Below are 21,499 nucleotides of genomic sequence, written 5' to 3' on the forward strand. Positions count from 1 at the left end.
AAATAAGATAAAATGAGAACAAAATATATACACATAATAACTCCTCTGTTGTTGTTGCTGATGATTTTTCAGTCATGTTCAGATGAGTTAGACCAAATCAATCCAAACGCATTAACGACATCTAGTTTTTGGAAAAACACAGCAGATATGAATGCTGGATTAAGTGGGGTTTATGCATCCTTAAGAAATGAGAGTATTCTAGGAATTATGTCTGAGCCTACAAGAACAGACATTGCTGTACCCAATACGTTTAGAATTAGTCTAACAGGAAATCCAATTTACGATCAAACGTTTGATTTGACTACAGATGAAGTACAAGATAAGTGGGCAGAATGTTATGAAGGTATTTTTAGAGCCAATCAGGTAATAGATGGATATAACAGATTGGCATCTACTTTTACTGAAACAGAATTGGAAGTAGCTGATAGAATTTATGCACAAGCAAGAGCTATTAGAGGGTATTTGTATTATGTATTGCATAGTTCATATAACAAAGGATCATTGCCATTGCATGAAACCGTACCTGCAAATTTTGATGATTTTCAAAAACCATTTTCATCGTCAGAAGAAATTAAAACGTTTTACAGAGCAGATTTAAAATTTGGAATTGAAAAGTTACCAGTAAATTACGCAGCTTGGCAAGATGTAGGAGGGAATAACTTGGGTCGTATTACAGCAGGAGCTTGTGAAGCATTGATGGCTAAAAGTTATATGAATGAGAACGATTTTAACAATGCAAAAGTCTATTTAGAAAACGTAATGAATAATTACGGATATACATTGACGGATGATTTGGAAAAATGTTTTACAGAAATAGAAGAATTCAACTCTGAATCTATTTTTGAAGTTAATTATACTGTAGAATTAAATTCATTAAACGATGGAGAAAAGTTGTTGTCTCAAAGACTATCAGAATGGTTACATAGTGGTAGAATTCAACCATCGTCATGGTTAACGTTAAAATACAGAATGGATAAGGTAGATCCTGCCGACCCTGCAAATGAAGTTACTCAGAACGTATATGACCCTGCAAATGGAGATGTGGTTTCAACAAAAGACACTATAAGACGTTACAGTTTTAGAATGGCAACTTCAATTTCTAGTGTAGACGATCCTAACTCACCTATGTATGGAGTAACAGCAGCAGAATTTGGAACAGATAGAAATGCAGCTCCACATTCAAAAAACACTCCTAATTTCTGGAAAAAATTTACACATTGGAATGTAGATAATGGAGGAACAGGAGAAGAATTTAGCCCAGATTTACAAGGGAAATCAGGAATTAATATTCCAGTAATTCGTTTGGCAGAAATTTATTTATTATATGCAGAATGTATGATTGAAGACGGAAATTTATCAGAAGCATTACGCTACATCAATAGAGTTAGAAAACGTTCACATTTGGTTTTATTAGGAAAATCAACAGAATCGGGAGCAGAGTTTGTAGATGCAACAACAACATACATGGATGATATTGATATGGATCCTAGTAATGGAGAAGAAGAAGTGACTTTAGAAAACTTAAAAGAGCATTTAAGGTTTGTAGAAAAACCATTAGAATTAGCATTAGAAAGCGAAAGAACCATTGATTTAAGAAGATGGGGGGTGTGGAAACAACAACTACAAGATATAGCTGCTGTTGATTATGATTCTTTTCACTACAACAAAAATTTAAATGGGAAAAATGCGAAAAGATGGAGATGTTTTTTAATACCAACAGGAGAAATTCCTTATTTTCCAATATCTGCAAATAATAATAATAGAGACAAAGAACCACAGCTAAAAGATGCTTTGTTAGGGTCTGTAAACTTTAACGAAGATTTACACTCGTATTATCCAATACCACAAACAGAAATTAATGCAAACTTAAATTGGAACAAATAATCCGTTTAAGAGTTAATTAAAAAATAGATAAAGATGAAAACAATCAAACAAATATTTAAAATGTTGGCGTTATTCCTGCTAGTTGTAGGGTGTGATGCGAACGAATATGATACACCTCCCTCTTTTACAGATTTGGCCTTTACTACTACGTTTGGGGCCTCTACATTAAGAGAAGGAGAAGTGAATAGATTTATTAGTTTTATGGATATGTCTGCTGGGGCAACTCGTCACGAGTGGAGAATTCCTAAATCAGCTTTTTTCTTAAAAGGACCTATTCCTAACAACCTGAACAATCATGATGCGTATATTACCAATCCAGGAGATACAGTATCTACGGCTAAAACAGTACATGTGTTGTTTAAAAAAGGAAATTCAAATACAATTATTGAATTGTATAATGAATTTGCAGACTCTACGTCTTTTGTCATTCCGTCTTATTGGGATCCAACAATTAATGGAACAGTTTACGATACTATAAAAACAGAGAATGTAGATGGAAAGTGGGTGGCAAACTATCAAATTACGTTAGATGTATATGATACGCTTGCACCTGCTATGGAAATTTTAGACATCAATGAAAATTTATTAGAGCCAGCAAACGATACAATTGTTGTGGAGTTTGAAGAGCAATTAATTTTAAAAGATTTAACAGGAATTATACCAGACAACAATGCAAGACCAACCTCTAGCACATTTAGAATTGTAACTATAGAAGAGAACGAAGAAGATCAGGTAAATGTATTTAACAGTAAAAAAACGTACGAAGCAGAAGATTTTGAATTGTACAATACAGACACCGTAACATTTAACAAATCTATAGGGCATTTTAATGCGGTTATTATTTCTCAAAGAGAAAGAACAGAAACGTTAAAATCACAAACGGCAACATACGTTTCTCCAATTGTTATTAAAGTAGAGCCTAAAGCCGAAGATTTAACCTTAAAAACGGCTATTAAAGAAGGACCAACAGATTTGATAGAATTTACAGTAAGTTCTAAGTTGGTTGTCGCAGAAAGTATATCGGTAGCTAATTTTAGTCTTAAAGTAGATGGTGTTTCTCAAACAATTTCAAGAATTGATTTGGCTGCTAATCAAACAAAATTAAGTGTTGTTTTAGACACTCCTTTAACCCCAAGTGATGCAACTAAAACAGTTACTTTATCATACGATGGTAATGGAGGTTTAAAGTCTTTAGATGAAAGAGAATTACAAGCCTTTACAGACGAGCCTGTAGATGTGTATGTACCCACTCCAATTAATCAAACAGGAGCTATTGTTGAGTCTGAGGATGATTATGTTTTAATAGAATTTGATGAAGCTTTAGATGTAGATTCAGTGAACGATGCTGTAAACCCAGCAGATGGTTTTAGTGTAATGTTAAACGGAAGCAATTTCCCAATTACAGAAGTGTTGGTAGATGTAACCAATACCAAGATTTTAAAGTTAAAAATGAACGATGCATTGTATCAGAATGATGTGGTTACTGTATCTTATACTCACGGAACAGGAGAAATTAAATCTATAGGAGGAGGAACAATTTCAGACTTTGCAGCAACAACCATAACCCCTTATTTTGAATATTTAATTAACGATAGTTTTGAAGGAACTTTTGGAGCTTATTGGGTAGAAGGAGCAAGTGGAGCAGGAGCAACCGTAGCATTTTCTACAGAGCAAGCAGCTACAGGAAATCAAAGTGTAAAAATGACCAATGACAAACCTCGTTTAGAATCTGGAGCTAATATTTCTTATGAACAAGATGAAACATATGTATTTAGCTATAAGAGATATATTGTAGGTGCTAGTGTAACTTTAGATGCTGCAACGGAAGCCAAAGAACCAGGAGATAAGTTTTGGTTTGATTCCTCTAGCGGAGCTACAGCAAAAACACCAAGATGGTACGAAACTCCAGGAGTAGCACCAGCAGTTGATACCTGGGTAGATGTGTCTGCTGAATTTGTACCAACCACTGATTTGTTTAACAAAAAAGTAAGATTACAACCTGTACCAACATCTGATTTTGATTTTACAGTATACTACGATGACTTTAAAATCTATAAAAAAGATGTTAGAAATTAATTGTAAACTCAATATACCTTTTATATAAAAAATAAATAGGATTGTTCAAAAGCTTAGGTTTTCTTAAAAACCTAAGCTTTTTGTTTAAAATAATATGTAAGAAGTTATCTAGATAAAACCATTTGTAACTATTTAAAAATCATATCTAGTTATATGAAAGATAGAATTCGGTTTAATTTATCGTAAAATAACCTACGTTTTAACGCTTATTAAAAATGATGAAAAACCACTTAAACCCAAAAAAATCAAATCAAAATATTTTGTGGAGTCTGCTTGTACTTTTTGTAACCATAGCTTGCTCTCATAAACATGCAAATCACAGTCAAGATCTTGATTTTAACAAAGGTTGGAAGTTTACCAAAGGAGAAGTAACGGAAGCTATTCAACCAGATTTTAAAGACACAGACTGGGAAACGGTAAATGTGCCTCACGATTGGAGTATTAAAGGACCTTTTTCCAAAGACAATCCTTCTTTTTCTAGAGGGGGCTGGTTGCCAACCGGAAAGTGTACTTATAGAAAAACGTTTACGGTAAATGCATCAGAAAAAGAAAACAAAGTATTTGTGTATTTTGATGGAGCTTATAGAAATTCTACCGTTTATATTAACGGAAACAAAGTAGGTTATAGACCTTTAGGGTATATTGGTTTTCAGTATGATTTAACTAAATTCATCAACTTTAACAAAAAAAATGTACTAACCGTTACTTTAGATAATTCTGCACAACCAGGGCATAGATGGTATTCTGGTACTGGAATTTACAGAGATGTAACGTTAAAAATTAGAAACAAAACTTATGTGCCTAATTGGAGTTTGTATGTAACCACTCCAGAAATTAGTAAAGAAAAAGCAACTGTAAACGCTGCATTTGATTTGAAAACTGAGTTTACAGAGTCACAAAATATTTCTGCAAAAATAAATGTGTTGTACAAAGGGAGTGTTGTAGCTAGTAAAAAAGTAGATAAAAAAGTAGAACCCAATAAAAAAACATCTGTAAATATAGATTTGTTGGTAGAGAATCCAAAATTATGGGCTCCAGAAAGTCCTGAATTGTACACGGTACAGGTAGAGTTGTTTAAAAACAATGTACTTATAGGAAAAGAAACTACAAGAACAGGAATTAGAACATTGGGTTATGATAAAGACACAGGATTTTCTATAAATGGAGTACAAACTAAATTAAAAGGAGTTTGTTTGCACCATGCAGGAGGACCGTTAGGAGCTGCCATTTACAAAGGAACCATTCAAAGACAATTGGAAATTTTAAGAGAAATGGGATGTAATGCAGTAAGAACATCTCACAATCCTTTTTCTACAGAGTTTTTAGAAACTTGTGATGAAATGGGGTTTTTAGTAATGAACGAAATGTTTGACGAATGGGAAGTAGTAAAAGAACCAGCAACCATTCAAAACGGAAAAAAAGTTCGTATTCCTGTAAAGTATTATGCGGATATTTTTAAAGAATGGGCAGACAAAGATTTAACAGATTTTGTATTAAGAGATCGTAATCATCCATCGGTGGTAATGTGGAGTATAGGGAATGAAATCGATCAAATGAAAACAGACGAAGGAGTGCCTATTGCTAATAGGTTGATTGATATTATCCACAAATTGGATGATAGACCTGTTACCAACGGATTAATTGGTTATGGTTGGGATGCTTGGCCAAGTGAAGCAGCTGCATCTACAAGCGATATTAGAGGATACAATTACATTAAAGAAAATGGATTAGATAGAGAAGATAAAATTGCTCCTGATGCTATGGGGATTGTTACCGAGTGTGCTTCTGCACAATCCTACTATCCAAGAAGTACTTATTTATACGGTGATGAGAAAAAAGCTTGGTGGGACAAATTAGGTTACAAATATGATGATGCGTACAATTGGGTAGAGCAAAGAGAGTTAATTGGTTATAGAGGAGTGCAAGCTTGGAAAGATATTAAAAACAGACCTAATATTATGGGACAGTTTATTTGGACAGGTTGGGATTATTTAGGTGAAGTTATTCCTTACGGATGGCCAGCTAGATCTTCTTCTTTTGCTCCTATAGATTTGTGTGGTTTTCCAAAAGATGGATATTATTTTTATCAATCGCAATGGTCAGACAAACCAATGGTTCATATATTTCCGCATTGGAATTTAGAAGGAATGGAAGGTAAAAAAGTTACAGTGTATGCCTATACCAATGGAGATGAAGTTGAATTGTTTCAAGACGGAAAATCTTTAGGAAAACAAAAAAATAATACAAAAGATGTGGAGTACCAACAATGGGATGTGGTGTATCAGCCAGGAGAGCTAAAAGCAGTATCGTATAAAAACGGAAAAGTAACAGCAACCAAAACAGTAAAAACAGCAGGGCAACCTGCAAAAATTCAGTTGTTTGTAAGAAGAACAACTTTAAAAGCTAATGGAGAAGATTTGGCATATGTAGAATGTACTGTTTTAGATAAAGATGGAAATGTAGTACCAAAGGCAAACAATTTAATCAAATTTGATGTACAGGGAGCAGGTGAGTTAATAGGTGTTGGTAATGGAGATAACATGAATCATGATTCTTTTCAAGCATCTGAAAGAACTGCTTTTAATGGAAAATGTTTAGCAATTGTCAAGACAACTGAAAAGGCAGGTGAAATAACATTTGTAGCTAAGAGTAACAATTTAAAGACAGCAAAACTTACACTACAAACAAATTAAAAATAGAAATAAAAAAAACTAAGTGATTGATTGTTTAGGTTTTATGCGTAGACGTATCTAGACAATTAATTTACTGTTAAGTTCGGCTTTTAGTAATAGTTAATCATATGTTTCAGTTATTAATTCCTATGTGTCTATCAAAAAGTTACTAAATATTCATTTTTGCATTAAGTCAGTCGTTGGAAGATGTCCAATTTTTATTATTAAATAATTTTATAGAATGTTTAAGAAATTAATTTTAGCCTTTGTAGCAGGAGCATTTTTACTAGTAGCATGTAAAGGATCTGTTCAGAAAAAAGAAGAAGAAACCAAAAAGGTTTTTGAACCTAATTGGGAATCTATTAAAAAGAATTACAAAGATCCAGAGTGGTTTAACAAACAAAAATTTGGAATTTTTATCCATTGGGGAGCCTATTCTGTTCCTGCATTTTCTTCGGAATGGTACCCAAGAAACATGTACATGGATACGGCTACGTTTACCGCTCAATTAAAACACCAAAGAAACGGACCACATGAAGCTTACAAGCACCATGTAAAAACGTATGGAGATCCTAAAGAATTTGGATATAAAGATTTTATTCCAATGTTTAAAGCAGAAAAATTTGATCCAAAAGAATGGATTACTTTGTTTAAACAAGCAGGAGCAAAATATGTAGTTCCTGTAGCAGATCATCACGATGGATTTGCAATGTATAAATCTAATACAACTCGTTGGAACTCGGTAGATATGGGGCCTAAAAGAGATGTGTTAGGAGAGTTAATGAAAGAAGGACGTGAGCAAGGATTAATTATGGGAGCTTCTTCTCACTTTGCATTTAACTGGTCTTTCTACAACAAAAAAGATCATTTTGATACCACAGATCCTGCATATGCAGACTTATATTCATCAAAAGGAAAAGATTTAAACGAACCAGTTTCTGAAGAATTTAAAAAGAGATGGTGGGAAAGAACTAAAGATTTAATAGACAACTATCAACCAGATATTTTATGGTTTGATTTTATGTTAGATACTCCTGATTTTAGAGAATATCGTCCAAAATTGGCAGCATATTATTACAACAAAGGAATTGAGTGGAATAAAGAGGTTGTGTTGCAAGACAAAAACTTTTACGAAGAAGCATTTCCAGAAGGAACTGTTGTTTATGATTTAGAAAGAGGGAAATTGGCTGATATTAGAAAATTACCTTGGCAAACAGATACTTCTATAGGTAAAAATTCTTGGAGTCATGTTTCTAATTGGAAATCTAAAACAACCAATGATTTATTAGATAACTTGATTGATATTGTTTCTAAAAATGGAAACTTATTATTAAACGTGGGGCCAAAAGCAGACGGAACAATTCCTGATGATCAAGCAAAAATATTATTGCAAATGGGAGATTGGTTAGCGGCTAATGGAGATGCAATTTACAATACAAAATATTGGAGAACTTTTGGAGAAGGTCCAACAGAGGTAAAGAAAGGACATCATTCTGAAGGAAAAAATAAAGATTTTACAGGGCAAGATATTCGTTTTACTCAAAGTGAAGACGGTACAAAATTATATGCAATTTTAATGGAATGGCCTACAACAGGAAATGTTAACATTCACTCGTTAGGGTTGGATAGTGAATATTCTAAAGACATTGCAGTAAAGTCTATTAAAATGTTAAGCACAGGAAATACTTTACAATGGAAGCAAAATAACGATGGTTTAATGGTAGATTTACCAAAAGAAAAGCCTGGAGATTATGCTTATGTGTTAGAAATAAACTTGTAAAGTTACTATTTAAGTATAAAAAAGGGTTTTGTCTTAATAGACAAAACCCTTTTTTATTTCTTTTTAAGAGAAGAGTCTCTAATAATTAATTCTGCATCTAGAATTATTTTATTGAGTTTGGGTTTCCAATTTTTATCTTTTATTCTTAGTAAAAATTGTTTTGCTACCAATTTTCCAATTTTTTTGTTGTGTTGGTAAACCGTACTTATAGATGGGGAAATTAAAGAGGTAAAAGGTTCGTTACTAAAACCAACCAACGCAATATCTTCGGGAACTCTAATGCCGTTTTCTTGTAAAACTTGTAAGGCACCAAGGGCTGCATAATCACCAGAAGCATAAATAGCATCAGGTAATTTAGGAAGTTCTAAAAGTTGTTTTGTTTTTGCCCTTCCGTCTTTAAGGGTAAGATTGCTTTCTAACAATAAACTATCTACTACAGCAATATTGTTTTTAAGTAAGGCATCAACATACCCTCTAATTCGGTTTTTATAAATACGGGTATGACTAAAACCAGCAATGTGCGCTATTCTTTTACATCCCTGAGCAACTAAATGGTCTACTACTATATGACTACTTTGATAATCATCTATACCAATATAGTCTACACCAATGTCATTTTCACCTCTGTCATATAAAATTAAAGGAATCCCTTTTTCTTTAATTTTTTCATAATGTTCAAAAGAAATGGTTTCATTGGCTAAAGAAGCAATAATTCCATCTACTTGAGTTTGTAGCAAAGCCTCTATATTTCTACACTCTTTGTTATAAGACTCGTTAGATTGTGTAATAATTACATTGTATCCTTCTTTGTTTAGTTCTTCCTCAATACTTTCTACTACAGAAGAAAAAAAATAGCTATTGGTTCTTGGTACTACAATTCCCACTAAATTACTTCTTCCGCTTCTTAATGCAGAGGCCAATTGATTGGGTTGATAATTTAATTCTAAAGCTACTTTTTTTACAGCTTTTTTAGTTTTGTCACTAATTCTAGGATGATTGTGTAAGGCTCTTGAAACAGCTGAAGGGGTAATTTTCAAAACATTAGCAATATCTTTTATTGTGGTTTTCTTTTGCATCATTAAAATATTACTATATTTGTTCAATCGTTTGTGCAAATGTAAATATTCTTATCGTTTTTTCAATATATAAGATATTTAATATGCTAAAATTATAAGATTAATAATTGATTTTTTTCGGTTGTTAATTTTTTTAGCCCTTTTGTTCAAACGTTTGAACAACGAATTTAAACTTAAATAATAAGATGAAATACATAGTTTGTGAAGAGCCAGGAAAGTTTTTGTTAAAAGAAAAAGAAGCACCTGTTCGTAAAGAAAATGAAGCTTTATTAAGAATCAAAAAAGTAGGGATTTGCGGTACAGATTTACATGCGTATTCAGGAAATCAAGCTTTTTTTACATATCCTAGAATTTTAGGACATGAGTTGGCTTCGGAAATTGTAGAAATTGGAGAGAATGAAAGAGGTTTAAAAGCAGGAGATAACGTTGTGGTTATGCCATATGTAAGTTGTGGTAAATGTATTGCTTGTCGTAATGGTAAAACAAACTGTTGTACTAATATTAGTGTATTAGGAGTGCACTCAGATGGAGGTATGCAAGAATATATTACAGTTCGTCAAGATTTATTATTACCTGCAAATGATTTGTCAGACGATCAAATGGCCATTGTGGAGCCTTTGGCAATTGGAGCACACGCTATTCGTAGAGCCGATGTAAAAGCAGGAGAAACTGTGGTGGTTGTTGGATGCGGACCTATTGGAATTGGAATGGTTAAGTTGGCTCAAATTGCAGGAGCTAAAGTAATAGTTTTAGATGTAAATGACGATCGTTTAAAATATACAAAAGAAGAAATAGGAGCAGATTACGTAATTAATGTAAACAACAATCCTGTAGAAAAAATTGCTGAAATTACCAATGGAGATATGGCTACCGCAGTGTTTGATGCAACTGGATTTAAAGGAGCTTTAGAAGTAGGGCCAGATTATATGGCTCATGGAGGTCGTTATGTGTTGGTTGGTTTGTCTAAAGGAGATTTAACATTTACACATCCAAAAATTCACGCAAAAGAAACTACTATAATGTGTAGTAGAAATGCAACTACAGAAGATTTTGAGCATGTTATAAGTGTTCTTAATCAATTTCCAACAGAATCTTTTATTACGCACAATGTTCTATTTACAGAAATGATAGAGAACTTTGATAGTTGGACAAAACCAGCAACAGGAGTAATTAAAGCTACAGTTGACTTTGCTTAAATTACAAGAACTAAAAACCAAACCAAAATCATATTAACTTAATTTATTTAATCAATGTTTTCAAAAGATCATAAGGTTGTAACTTTTGGTGAGATTTTAGGAAGATTATCTCCTCCTAACAATTTACGTTTTAGTCAAGCAGCAAACTTAGAAGTAATTTACGGAGGAGGAGAGTTTAACGTAGCTGCTTCTTTAGCAAATTATGGAGTAAGAGCTCAGTTTATATCAGCAGTGCCCGACAATGCTATTGGAGATTGTGTTCTGCAAACTGTACGTTCTAGAAATGTAGGAGCCAAACACATATTAAGACAAGGAAACCGTTTAGGATTGTATTTCTTAGAACACGGTGCCTCTGGTAGAAATAGTGCTGTTGTTTACGATAGAGCACACTCTGCGATGTCCGAAGTAAAACCAGGACAATTTGATTGGGATACCATTTTTAAAGGAGCTACCGTTTTTCACTGGAGTGGAATTACACCCGCATTGTCTCAATCCGCAGCAGACACTTGTTTAGAAGCTGTAAAAGCAGCAGCAGAAAAAGGATTGACCATTTCTACAGATTTAAATTACAGAAGTAAATTGTGGAAATATGGAAAACAACCTAAAGAAGTTATGCCAGAGTTGTTAAAATACAGCAATATTATATTGGCAGATGTTGATACAGCAATGTTCATGCTTGGAAAAGCAAAAATCAATCCAGATTACAGTAAAGAAGAAGAAGTAAAAGCACAGTTTGATAAACTTATTGAATTGTTGCCAAATGTACACACTATAGGTATGACGTTTAGAAACTCAGTAAACGCTTCTCACCAAAAAATAGGTGGATTGTTATATAAAAACAAACAATTATACAGAGCTAGAATTAATGAAATTACCCCTGTTGTAGATAGAGTAGGAACAGGAGATGCTTTTATGGGAGGTTTGTTATATGGATTAATAGCTTATAAAGATGATTTGCAAAAAGCAGTTTCTTTTGCAACATCAGCTTGTGTTATAAAGCATACTATTTTTGGAGATGTAAATAGAGCCTCTAAACAAGAAGTGATAGACTTTATGGAAAGTGACGGATCTGCACTTGTAGATAGGTAGGCTCATTTCATAAATAAGTTAACAAACAACAAGATAAACAAAACAACAAAAAATAAAAAAATGGCACAGTTTTCAAGAATTGAAGTTGCTCAGGTGATGAAAGAAACAGGAATGGTTCCTTTGTTTTATCATCCGGATATTGAATTAGGAAAAAAAGTATTAAAAGCATGTTACGATGGTGGAGCTCGTTTGTTAGAGTTTACAGCACGTGGAGATTTTGCTCACGAGGTTTTTGCAGCATTAACTAAATATGCAATTGCAGAATTACCTGGAATGATTATGGGAGTTGGATCTATAACCGATGCTGCTGCTGCTTCTTTATACATGTCTTTAGGAGCAAACTTTATTGTAACACCTGTTTTTAGAGAAGATATTGCTATTGCTTGTAACAGACGTAAAGTTGCTTGGAACCCAGGATGTGGAACATTAACAGAAATTGCAAGAGCCGAAGAGTTAGGATGTGAAATTGTAAAATTATTCCCAGGAAACTTGTACGGACCTAATTTTGTAAAAGGAATTGTAGGACCTCAGCCTTGGACATCTATTATGCCAACAGGTGGAGTTACAACAGAAGAAGACAACTTAAGAGGTTGGTTTGATGCTGGTGTGGTTTGTGTAGGGATGGGATCTCAATTAATTAGCAAACAAATCTTAGCAGATAAAGATTACGACGGATTACAGAAAAAAGTAGCAGATGCATTAGCTACAATTAAAAAAATAAGAGGATAAGACTATGTCAAATCAATATGCACAAATAGATCCTAAAGACAATATTATTGTTGCTATTCAAGGATTAAAAGAAGGAATGGAAGTGTCAGTTGCTGGAAAGCAACTGACCTTAAAAGAAGACATCAAACAAAAGCACAAGTTTGCATTAAACGACTTTGCTATTGGAGATGAAATTTATATGTATGGAGTTTTAATTGGTAAAGCTGTACAACCGATTGCACAAGGTTGTGCTATTACAATAGACAACGTAAAACACGCATCTTCAGAGTACAAAGAAAGCAAAGAAAAATTTACTTGGACAGCTCCAGATATTTCTAATTTTAAGGGAAGAACCTTTAATGGATTTCACCGAGAAGATGGAAAAGTAGGAACAGCAAATTATTGGTTGGTGATTCCGTTAACTTTTTGTGAAAACAGAAACGTTGATGTTTTAGAAGGAGCACTTTCTGAAAAGTTAGGGTACGAAACTAAAAAAGATTTTGCTGTAGATACAGATGCATTAATTGCAAAGTATAAAGAAGGAGCAAGTGCAGACGAAATTTTTAACACACCAATTATTACTACTAAGGAAGAGATGTCTAAAAACAGAACCTTTTCTAATGTAGATGGAATTAAGTTTTTAAAACACGATGGAGGTTGTGGAGGAATTCGTCAAGATTCTGAAACCTTGTGTAAATTGTTAGCAGGATATATAGCCAATCCTAACGTAGCTGGTGCTACCGTATTTAGTTTAGGATGCCAAAATGCACAAATTGAAATGTTGCAAGATGCTATCAAAGCCATCGCTCCAAACAATCAAAAACCAGTTCATTATTTAGAGCAGCAACAAAGCTCAAGCGAACGTTCTTTAATTGAAGAAGCAGTAAAACATACCTTTATTGGTTTAACAGAAGCTAATAAATTAACACGTCAACCAGCACCTTTAAGCAAGCTAGTTTTAGGATTAGAATGTGGAGGTTCTGATGGATTCTCAGGAATATCTGCAAACCCAGGATTGGGGTATGCTTCTGATTTGTTAGTAGCTTTAGGAGGTTCTCCTGTATTGTCAGAATTTCCAGAACTAAATGGTGTAGAGCAAGAAATTATCAACCGTTGTGTTACAGAACACGATGCAAAAAAATTCTACGATTTAATGAGAGCTTATTCTGCTGCAGCAGTAGCAGTTGGCTCAGGATTCGAAAATAATCCTTCTCCGGGAAACATTAAAGATGGTTTAATTACAGATGCTATGAAATCTGCAGGAGCAGCTAAAAAAGGAGGAACTTCTCCAGTTGTAGAGGTTTTAGATTATACAGAGCAAGTAACTAAACCAGGTTTAAACTTATTGTGTACTCCAGGAAACGATGTAGAATCTACTACAGGTTTGGTAGGGTCTGGATGTAATGTAGTTGTGTTTACCACAGGATTAGGAACTCCTACTGGAAACCCAGTAGCACCTGTATTAAAAATGTCTAGTAATACCAACTTGTACGAGCGTATGAATGATATAATAGACATCAATGCAGGAACTGTAATTACAGGAGAAGATACCATTCAAACCATGGGAGAAAAAATATTAGACCATGTAATTAGAGTGGCAAGTGGAGAAACACCATCTAAAGCTGTATTACACGGAAACAACGATTTTATTCCTTGGAAAAGAGGAGTTTCTCTTTAAGAGCATAACATACAGAGTAGTTAGTTTTTAAGCAATGCATACTAACTGCTCGGTATTTCTGAATTAAAAAAAATAAAAATGTTTAACGAGTAGTTTCTGTCTTTGTACTCACTACTCACTATTAACTACCTAATAATATGGATTCTTTAAATAGAAATACGGCAAACGTAAAAACTTATACAGAAAGAATTATTCAATTTGGAGAAGGAAACTTCTTAAGAGCTTTTGCAAACTGGATGATTCACGAAATGAATAAAAACGCAAACTTTGATGCAGGTGTTGTTGCAGTACAACCTATCGATCAAGGTTTGATTAAAATGTTAAACGATCAAGACGGATTGTATACATTGTACTTAAACGGTATCAAAAACGGAAAAGCAATAAGCGAGCATCAAATTGTAGATTGTATTCAAAGAGGAATAGATCCTTACGCAAATCATGCAGATTATTTAGCGGTAGCTGAAAATCCAGATTTACGTTTTATGATTTCGAATACTACAGAAGCAGGTATTGCTTACAATGCTGATGACAAGTTAAATGATGCACCTCAATCTAGTTTTCCAGGGAAATTAACAGCCTTACTATACAAAAGATTCCAAACGTTTAACGGAGCATCTGACAAAGGGTTGATTTTAATTCCTTGTGAGTTAATAGACAAAAACGGAGATAACTTAAAGAAAATTATTTTACAATACGCTGCAGATTGGAACCTAGGAACTGAGTTTGTAAACTGGATTGAAAATGATAATATTTTTTGTAATTCTTTAGTAGATAGAATTGTACCAGGTTACCCAAGAGATAAAATGGATGCAATTACCAAAGAATTAGGTTATAAAGACAACTTAGTAGTAGAGGGAGAACAATTCCACTTATGGGTAATTGAAGGACCTGCATCTGTAAAAAATGAAATTCCTGCTGAGGCTTGTGGATTAAATATTGTGTTTACAGACAATATGGAACCATATAGAACTCGTAAAGTGCGTATCTTAAACGGAGCACACACTACTTTAGTACCAGTTGGGTACTTGTACGGAATAGACAAAGTGCGTGAGTCTTTAGAAGATGAAGTGGTTGGAACGTATTTAAAAAACACCATTTTTAACGAAATTTGTCCTACGTTAGATTTGCCAGATGCTGAATTAAAACAATTTTCTAACGATGTGTTAGACCGTTTTAGAAACCCATATTTAGAGCATGCATTAATGAGTATTTCTTTAAATTCTACTTCTAAATTCAAGACAAGAGTTTTACCATCAGTTTTAGAATATGTAAAAAGAAAGAATGAATTACCACAAGGGTTATTATTCTCTTTGGCTTCTTTAATTGCTTTCTACAAAGGAGATAGAAATGGAGAAGAGATTGTGTTAAAAGACGATCAATCAGCATTAGATTTCTTTAAAGCACAATGGGCAACAGGCGATGTTCCTGCTATTGTAAAAGCAACTTTATCTAACACAGATTTCTGGGGAACAGACTTAACAGCTATTGATGGATTACAAGCTGTAGTTACAGCAAATTTAGAAGCTATTGAAGCAAATGGAGTAAAAGCAAGTTTAGATGCTTTTGTAAAATAAGATCAAAAATAGTCCTCTGTAAGTTTATTTGCAGAGGATTGTTTTATGAATAACCATTAAAAGAATAAAAAATGATTATAGATTCACATCAGCATTTTTGGAACTACGAGCCTGTAAAACACGAGTGGATAGACGATGAAATGGCAGTGATCCGTAGAGATTTTTTACCTGAAGACCTACAAAAAGTATATCAAGAAAATGACGTTGATGGTTGTGTAGTGGTTCAGGCAGATCAAACTTTAGAAGAAACAGACTTTTTAATAGACTTGGCATCCAAAAATGATTTTGTAAAAGGAATTGTAGGTTGGGTAGATTTTAGAGGTGATGATATTGATGCAGTTTTAGAACATTACAGTAAGGTTGACCTAGTAAAAGGTTTTCGTCATGTAGTTCAGGGAGAACCAGACCATAACTTTTTGTTACGTCCTAACTTTTTAAAAGGAATATCTAAACTAGAAAAATATGGATTTACCTATGATATTCTGGTCTTTCCACATCAATTAGGAGCTGTTTTAGAATTTGTAAAAAAGTTTCCAAACATCAAATTTGTGATTGATCATATTGCCAAACCTTACATTAAAGATGGTTTTTATGATGGTTGGGCAGTGCTAATGACAGAAATAGCAAAAGAACCTAACGTATATTGTAAAATTTCTGGAATGAATACAGAAGCTGATTACAAAAAATGGACTCCTGAGCAATTAGAGAGATATATGCAATTGGTATTAGACGTTTTTGGAACAGACAGAATTATGTTTGGTTCTGATTGGCCTGTATGTTTGGTAGCAGGGAATTACAAACAAGTAAAAGACACAGTTACAAATTTTATAGCAAAATTAAGCCCAGCAGAGCAAAGTGCTGTTATGGGAGAAAATGCTATTAAATTTTACAATTTATAAAAAATATTTAGATGGATTTAAAATTAAAAGGAAAGGTAGTTGTTGTTACAGGAGCTGCAGGAATTAAAGGAAGTATTGGAGAAACCATTGTACAACATTTAGCTGCTGAAGGAGCAATACCTGTATTGGTAGATAGAAACGATAGAGGTTTTGAATATGCAAAAGAATTACAAGCAAAAGGAATTGATGCTATTTTTGTGAAAACAGATTTAGCAGAAGCAACACAGGTAGAAGCAGCTGCAAAAGTTATTGAAGAAAAGTATGGAGAAATTCACGCTTTAATTAACAACGTAGGTGTAAATGATGGTGCTGGGTTAGATAGTTCGGTAGAAGATTTTATGTATTCTTTAAAATTAAACATGGTTAGCTTTTTTACAATGACCAAGTTTTGTTTACCAATGTTAAAAAAAGCAAAAGGGAATATTTTAAATATTGGATCAAAAGTAGCTCTAACAGGACAAGGAGGAACTTCGGGGTATGCAGCTGCAAAAGGAGGAGTGTTTGGGTTGACTCGTGAATGGGCAGTAGATTTAATTAAATTCGGAATTCGTTCCAATGCAATTGTTATTGCCGAGAGTTGGACTCCCGCTTATCAAGCATGGATTGATACTTTAGAAAATGGAGAAGAAAAACTAAAGTCTATTGTTAAGAAAATTCCATTAGAAAATAGAATGACAATGCCTGCAGAAATTGCAGATCAATGTTTGTTTACTATTTCAGAAAAATCATCACACACAACAGGACAATTTATTACTGTTGATGGTGGATATGTAAATTTAGACAGGTCTTTACTGACAGAATAGAACATTTGTGATGTAGATATACAACTTTTGTGTTGCTAGTTTTAGATAGGTTTTTCTTAATTAGCAACACTTTTATTTTAAACTAATTTAAAAATTATGAATCAAACTATAAAAAAGCCCGTAGTTAGTAAACAACTACTTTTTCCTTTTATAATTATTACATCGTTATTTGCGTTGTGGGGAATTGCAAATGATTTAACCAATCCAATGGTATCGGCATTTAAAAAAGTAATGCCAGAATTGTCTAACATGCAAGCATCATTAGTACAGTTTGCTTTTTACTTTGGATATTTCTTTATGGCTTTGCCAGCAGCTTTATTTATTAGAAAATTTAGCTATAAATCTGGAATTATTTTAGGACTTTGTTTGTATGCAATTGGAGCCTTTTTGTTTTATCCAGCAGCAGCTTTTCAAGAATTTAACTATTTCTTAGTTTCTCTTTGGGTAATTACTTGTGGGTTGGCTTTTTTAGAAACCACATCTAATCCTTTAATTTTAGCGTTAGGAGATAAAGAAACGGCAACACAACGTTTAAATTTAGCACAAGCTTTTAACCCAATTGGTTCTTTAATGGGAATGATTGTAGCGCAACAATTTGTGATTTCTGCATTGCAATCTGATGATAAAAATGAAGCTGGAGAATTAGTGTATGATACGTTGTCTGCTACCGCAAAAGCAGCAGTAAGAGAAAATGATTTAGGAGTAATTAGTGTTCCTTATATTATTTTAGGATTGGTAGTTTTGGCAATTATGGTAATTATTATTTTTACCAAAATCCCTTCTACTTCAGAAGAAGAAAAAATGGGCTTGTCAGAATCGTTTAAAAAGTTATTTGCCAATAGTAATTATAAACAAGGGGTTGTTGCTCAAGCATTTTATGTAGGAGCACAAATTATGTGTTGGACTTATATTTTCCAATATGTAGATAATATTAACGAAGGTTTGCCAGAAAGTGAAGCTTTAACAGCCACTTGGTTTAATGTAGCTGCCATGATTATTTTCTTATCAGGTAGATGGATTGGAACAGGATTAATGAAAACCATGAATCCATCAAGAGTATTGATGATGTTTGGTGTTGGAGGAGTTATTTTTACAGCGGGTGCCATTTTATTACCAGGAACCATAGGATTGTATTCTTTAGTATTGGTTTCTTTATTTATGTCTATTATGTTCCCTACTATTTACGGAATAGCTTTAAAAGATATGGGAGATGAAGCTAAAATTGGTTCTGCCGGATTGGTAATGGCCATTGTAGGAGGTGCTTTAATGCCAATTTTACAAGGAGCAATTTTAGATTGGGGAGGACCTGGTTTTTCTGATGTAAAAATTCTAGGATTTATTCCAGAAGTAAACTTCTCGTTTATTTTACCTTTAATTTGTTTGGCTGTTGTAGCTAGATATGGAATGGTAACGTATAAAAAATCAAAAAACTAAAAACAATGAGTACAAAAAGATTTTGTTTGACTTGCGATTTAAAAGATGATCCTAAGTTGATAGCTGAATATAAAGAATACCATGCAGCAGGTAACGCGTGGCCAGAAATTACAAAAAGCATTAAAGATGCAGGAATTGTAGACATGCAAATCTATTTATCAGGAAATAGAATGTTTATGATTATGGAATGCGATGAAACATTTGATCCAAACAAAAAAGCAGAAATGGATGCGAACAATCCAAAAGTGCAAGAATGGGAAGAGTTGATGTGGAAATATCAACAAGGATTGCCTTGGGCTAAGAATGGAGAAAAATGGATTGAAATGGAAAAAGTTTTTCAATTAGGAGCTTAATACACATTTTAAATATTAATATTCATTAATAAAAGGTAAAAACAGCATTTATAGATTAATTGTAAATGCTGTTTTTTTTGTTGTAAAACAATTATAATTTACTTTTCAATAAACAACTTTATAATGAAAGCGACCTTTTCTAAATACATACTTCTTTTGTTAATATCTTTTTGTTTTTCTTGTAAACCACAAAAGGAAAAAAAGGAGTCTGTTCAGCAAAATTATGTAGTAGACCAAGGAAAACAACTAGCAGAAGTCCATTGTACAAGATGTCATCAATTACCCGAACCTCAAAAATTCCCTAAAAGATATTGGAATGAAGTTTTGCCTGTAATGAGTTTCTTTTTAGGTGCACAAAAACAAGGAACTCAATTGTCTGACTTTAAAAATCCAATAGCAAAACAAAGGTTGTTGGCATCTGGAATGTTTCCAGAAAAACCATTGGTTACAGATGCTGAATGGAAAATGATACAAGATTATTACCTTTTAAACGCTCCAGATAAAAGCGAGCCAGCACCAATTTTAAATTTTACTTATGAAATTCCTCAATTTACAAAAGAGGAGCTTTCTTGGAATGCTAAAATAGAGGGATTAACTTATTTAAACTTTTACAAAGGAAATTATGAGATTGGTTACAGTACTGAAAAATCAAGTTTTTATTCAAAAATAGATGCCAAAGGAAAAGAAATTGCTAAAACAAAAGTAGAATCTCCTGTGGTACGTGTAATTAAAGATAGAGGAGCAGAATTGTTATTGTTATTAGGGAGAATGGCAAATGTTGATGAACCTACAGGAAAAATTATTGTGAAAACAAAAAACGGGTTGAGCAAGTTTATGGAATCTTTAGAAAGGCCTGTAGATTTTGTAATTCAAGATTTTGATAACGATGGAATGGCTGATGTCTTGATCGCAGAATTTGGAAAGTATTTAGGGGGAATCCATATTTATTCTAGAGGAAAAGGAATTGTGAAAACAACCATTCATCCAAAATCGGGAGCTATAAAATTTGTGGTAAAAGATGTTAATAATGATGGCTTAAAAGATTTTTATGCCTTGGTTGCTCAAGAGGATGAAAGTGTTTATTTATTTACCAATAAGGGAGGTTTAAATTTTAAAAAACAAAAATTAATAAGCTTGCCACCAGATTGTGGAACCATGCATTTTGAGTTGTTAGATTTTGATAATGATGGAGATGTAGATATAATTACCTCTAGTGGTGATAGTGATGATTTTGTAAGTGCGTTAAAACCAGGACACGGAATTAGATTGTTTGAGAATTTAGGAGACTCAAACTACAAAGAGGTTTGGTTTTACAAACAAGAAGGATCTTACGGAACTGTTTGTGCAGATTTTGACAATGATGGTGATTTAGACATTGCATCTATTGGGTACTATGCTTCTTTAAGAAATAAACATCAGGAAAGTTTCTTGTATTTTGAAAATCTTGGGAAACAACATCAAAAGTGGAATTTTAAAACCTACTCAATGCCTAACACAGAAAATGCTTGCTTTATGCTAATTAAAGCCAAAGATGTAGATAACGATGGCGATTTAGATATTGTTTTAGGAAGTAATGCAGGAATCTTTGGCAATGATAAAAAAAATGCAATCGTTAACAATTGGCAACGTAACGGTGGTGTAATTACTGTGTTAAAAAACAATTACAAATAAAAACTCACTAATATTTAACCCCAGCAAGAATTTGCATGTCTATATGGTTTTGTTTAGGAGGTATAGGGCAAACATATTTTTTGTTATAGGCACAATAAGGATTGTAAGCTTTGTTAAAATCTAAAGTAATGTATCCTGTTGGTTCCGATGGAATGGTAGTATCTAAATATCTACCGCTTCCGTAAGTGGTTTTTCCATTACTTGTATCGGTAAAGGGAATAAATAAATAGTTTTCATAGCCTTTTTGTTTCATCAAACTTAAACTTTGATAAATGTTTAAAGACAATTGTTTACCGTCTATAGTAAAAGTAGCAACAGCATATTGTTGGTATGCTTCTGTTTTTCCGGCCGTATTTGGAATGTATTGTATAGGAGTGTTAAAAGTGTATTGAAGTTTTGCTTTTACTTTGTATTTTTTTTGAATCGCAAAAAAAGGCAATCCGTTAAAGCTTTTTATTTTGTGTTTAGGTAAAGGACTCTCTTTTTTGTTTTTAAAATGTTCGTTTAATCCTTGTCTGTATGCTTTAATTTCTGATACATAATCTTGTTTTTGAGCATAGGAAAAGCTACAAATAAATAGAAGTATCCAAACAATGTTTTTCATAA

16 protein-coding genes are annotated in these 21,499 nt (G+C 33.1%); 14 read left to right on the forward strand and 2 right to left on the reverse strand.

The genetic code is table 11. The annotated features are described in order from the left end of the window. Nucleotides 1-12: 12 nt before the first annotated feature. From ACY2IJ_RS11470 to ACY2IJ_RS11485, 4 genes are all read left to right on the forward strand, one after another. Entirely contained in the window at nucleotides 13-1,884 is a 1,872-nt protein-coding gene (locus ACY2IJ_RS11470) for a RagB/SusD family nutrient uptake outer membrane protein (RefSeq protein ID WP_476724507.1), read from the forward strand. A gap of 33 nt (nucleotides 1,885-1,917) precedes the next feature. Continuing rightward, nucleotides 1,918-3,960 (forward strand): SwmB domain-containing protein, encoded by a 2,043-nt coding sequence (locus ACY2IJ_RS11475; RefSeq protein ID WP_476724508.1) that lies wholly within the window; start codon nucleotides 1,918-1,920, stop codon nucleotides 3,958-3,960. A gap of 215 nt (nucleotides 3,961-4,175) precedes the next feature. After that, nucleotides 4,176-6,653 carry a glycoside hydrolase family 2 TIM barrel-domain containing protein gene (locus tag ACY2IJ_RS11480; RefSeq protein WP_476724509.1) on the forward strand — a complete coding sequence of 826 codons (2,478 nt, stop codon included), beginning with the start codon at nucleotides 4,176-4,178 and terminating at the stop codon, nucleotides 6,651-6,653. 220 nt (nucleotides 6,654-6,873) lie between these two features. After that, the gene (locus tag ACY2IJ_RS11485; protein ID WP_476724510.1) at nucleotides 6,874-8,412 is read left to right on the forward strand and encodes an alpha-L-fucosidase; all 1,539 of its coding nucleotides are present in this window, start codon (nucleotides 6,874-6,876) and stop codon (nucleotides 8,410-8,412) included. Between the two features lie 53 nt (nucleotides 8,413-8,465). On the opposite strand, the gene ACY2IJ_RS11490 is transcribed toward ACY2IJ_RS11485, so the two are convergent. Further along, nucleotides 8,466-9,491, reverse strand: a complete 1,026-nt coding sequence (locus ACY2IJ_RS11490; RefSeq protein WP_476724511.1) for a LacI family DNA-binding transcriptional regulator — start codon at nucleotides 9,489-9,491, stop codon at nucleotides 8,466-8,468. A gap of 182 nt (nucleotides 9,492-9,673) precedes the next feature. Between ACY2IJ_RS11490 and ACY2IJ_RS11495 the strand changes: the two genes are divergently transcribed. From ACY2IJ_RS11495 to ACY2IJ_RS11540, 10 genes are all read left to right on the forward strand, one after another. After that, nucleotides 9,674-10,684, forward strand: a complete 1,011-nt coding sequence (locus ACY2IJ_RS11495) for a zinc-binding alcohol dehydrogenase family protein (protein ID WP_476724512.1) — start codon at nucleotides 9,674-9,676, stop codon at nucleotides 10,682-10,684. 54 nt (nucleotides 10,685-10,738) lie between these two features. Further along, nucleotides 10,739-11,773 (forward strand): PfkB family carbohydrate kinase, encoded by a 1,035-nt coding sequence (locus ACY2IJ_RS11500; RefSeq protein ID WP_476724513.1) that lies wholly within the window; start codon nucleotides 10,739-10,741, stop codon nucleotides 11,771-11,773. Between the two features lie 60 nt (nucleotides 11,774-11,833). Further along, nucleotides 11,834-12,502, forward strand: a complete 669-nt coding sequence (locus tag ACY2IJ_RS11505; RefSeq protein WP_476724514.1) for a bifunctional 4-hydroxy-2-oxoglutarate aldolase/2-dehydro-3-deoxy-phosphogluconate aldolase — start codon at nucleotides 11,834-11,836, stop codon at nucleotides 12,500-12,502. Between the two features lie 4 nt (nucleotides 12,503-12,506). Beyond that, entirely contained in the window at nucleotides 12,507-14,159 is a 1,653-nt protein-coding gene (locus ACY2IJ_RS11510; RefSeq protein WP_476724515.1) for a UxaA family hydrolase, read from the forward strand. A 137-nt stretch (nucleotides 14,160-14,296) separates the two neighbouring features. Beyond that, nucleotides 14,297-15,733 carry a tagaturonate reductase gene (locus tag ACY2IJ_RS11515; RefSeq protein ID WP_476724516.1) on the forward strand — a complete coding sequence of 479 codons (1,437 nt, stop codon included), beginning with the start codon at nucleotides 14,297-14,299 and terminating at the stop codon, nucleotides 15,731-15,733. 71 nt (nucleotides 15,734-15,804) lie between these two features. Continuing rightward, nucleotides 15,805-16,632, forward strand: coding sequence for an amidohydrolase family protein (locus ACY2IJ_RS11520; RefSeq protein WP_476724517.1), 828 nt, complete (start codon nucleotides 15,805-15,807; stop codon nucleotides 16,630-16,632). An 11-nt stretch (nucleotides 16,633-16,643) separates the two neighbouring features. Beyond that, nucleotides 16,644-17,435 carry an SDR family oxidoreductase gene (locus tag ACY2IJ_RS11525; protein ID WP_476724518.1) on the forward strand — a complete coding sequence of 264 codons (792 nt, stop codon included), beginning with the start codon at nucleotides 16,644-16,646 and terminating at the stop codon, nucleotides 17,433-17,435. Nucleotides 17,436-17,531: 96 nt separating this feature from the next. After that, the gene (gene fucP, locus ACY2IJ_RS11530) at nucleotides 17,532-18,869 is read left to right on the forward strand and encodes an L-fucose:H+ symporter permease (protein WP_476724519.1); all 1,338 of its coding nucleotides are present in this window, start codon (nucleotides 17,532-17,534) and stop codon (nucleotides 18,867-18,869) included. Between the two features lie 5 nt (nucleotides 18,870-18,874). Then, complete coding sequence (locus tag ACY2IJ_RS11535) at nucleotides 18,875-19,222, forward strand: L-rhamnose mutarotase (RefSeq protein ID WP_476724520.1); 348 nt, start codon at nucleotides 18,875-18,877, stop codon at nucleotides 19,220-19,222. A gap of 123 nt (nucleotides 19,223-19,345) precedes the next feature. Continuing rightward, complete coding sequence (locus ACY2IJ_RS11540) at nucleotides 19,346-20,893, forward strand: FG-GAP repeat domain-containing protein (protein WP_476724521.1); 1,548 nt, start codon at nucleotides 19,346-19,348, stop codon at nucleotides 20,891-20,893. Between the two features lie 7 nt (nucleotides 20,894-20,900). Here the strand turns inward: ACY2IJ_RS11540 and ACY2IJ_RS11545 are convergent, their stop codons facing one another. Continuing rightward, the gene (locus ACY2IJ_RS11545) at nucleotides 20,901-21,497 is read right to left on the reverse strand and encodes a DUF1684 domain-containing protein (RefSeq protein WP_476724522.1); all 597 of its coding nucleotides are present in this window, start codon (nucleotides 21,495-21,497) and stop codon (nucleotides 20,901-20,903) included. Between the last annotated feature and the right edge of the window lie 2 nt (nucleotides 21,498-21,499).

It is taken from the genome of Wenyingzhuangia gracilariae, from assembly GCF_056387575.1.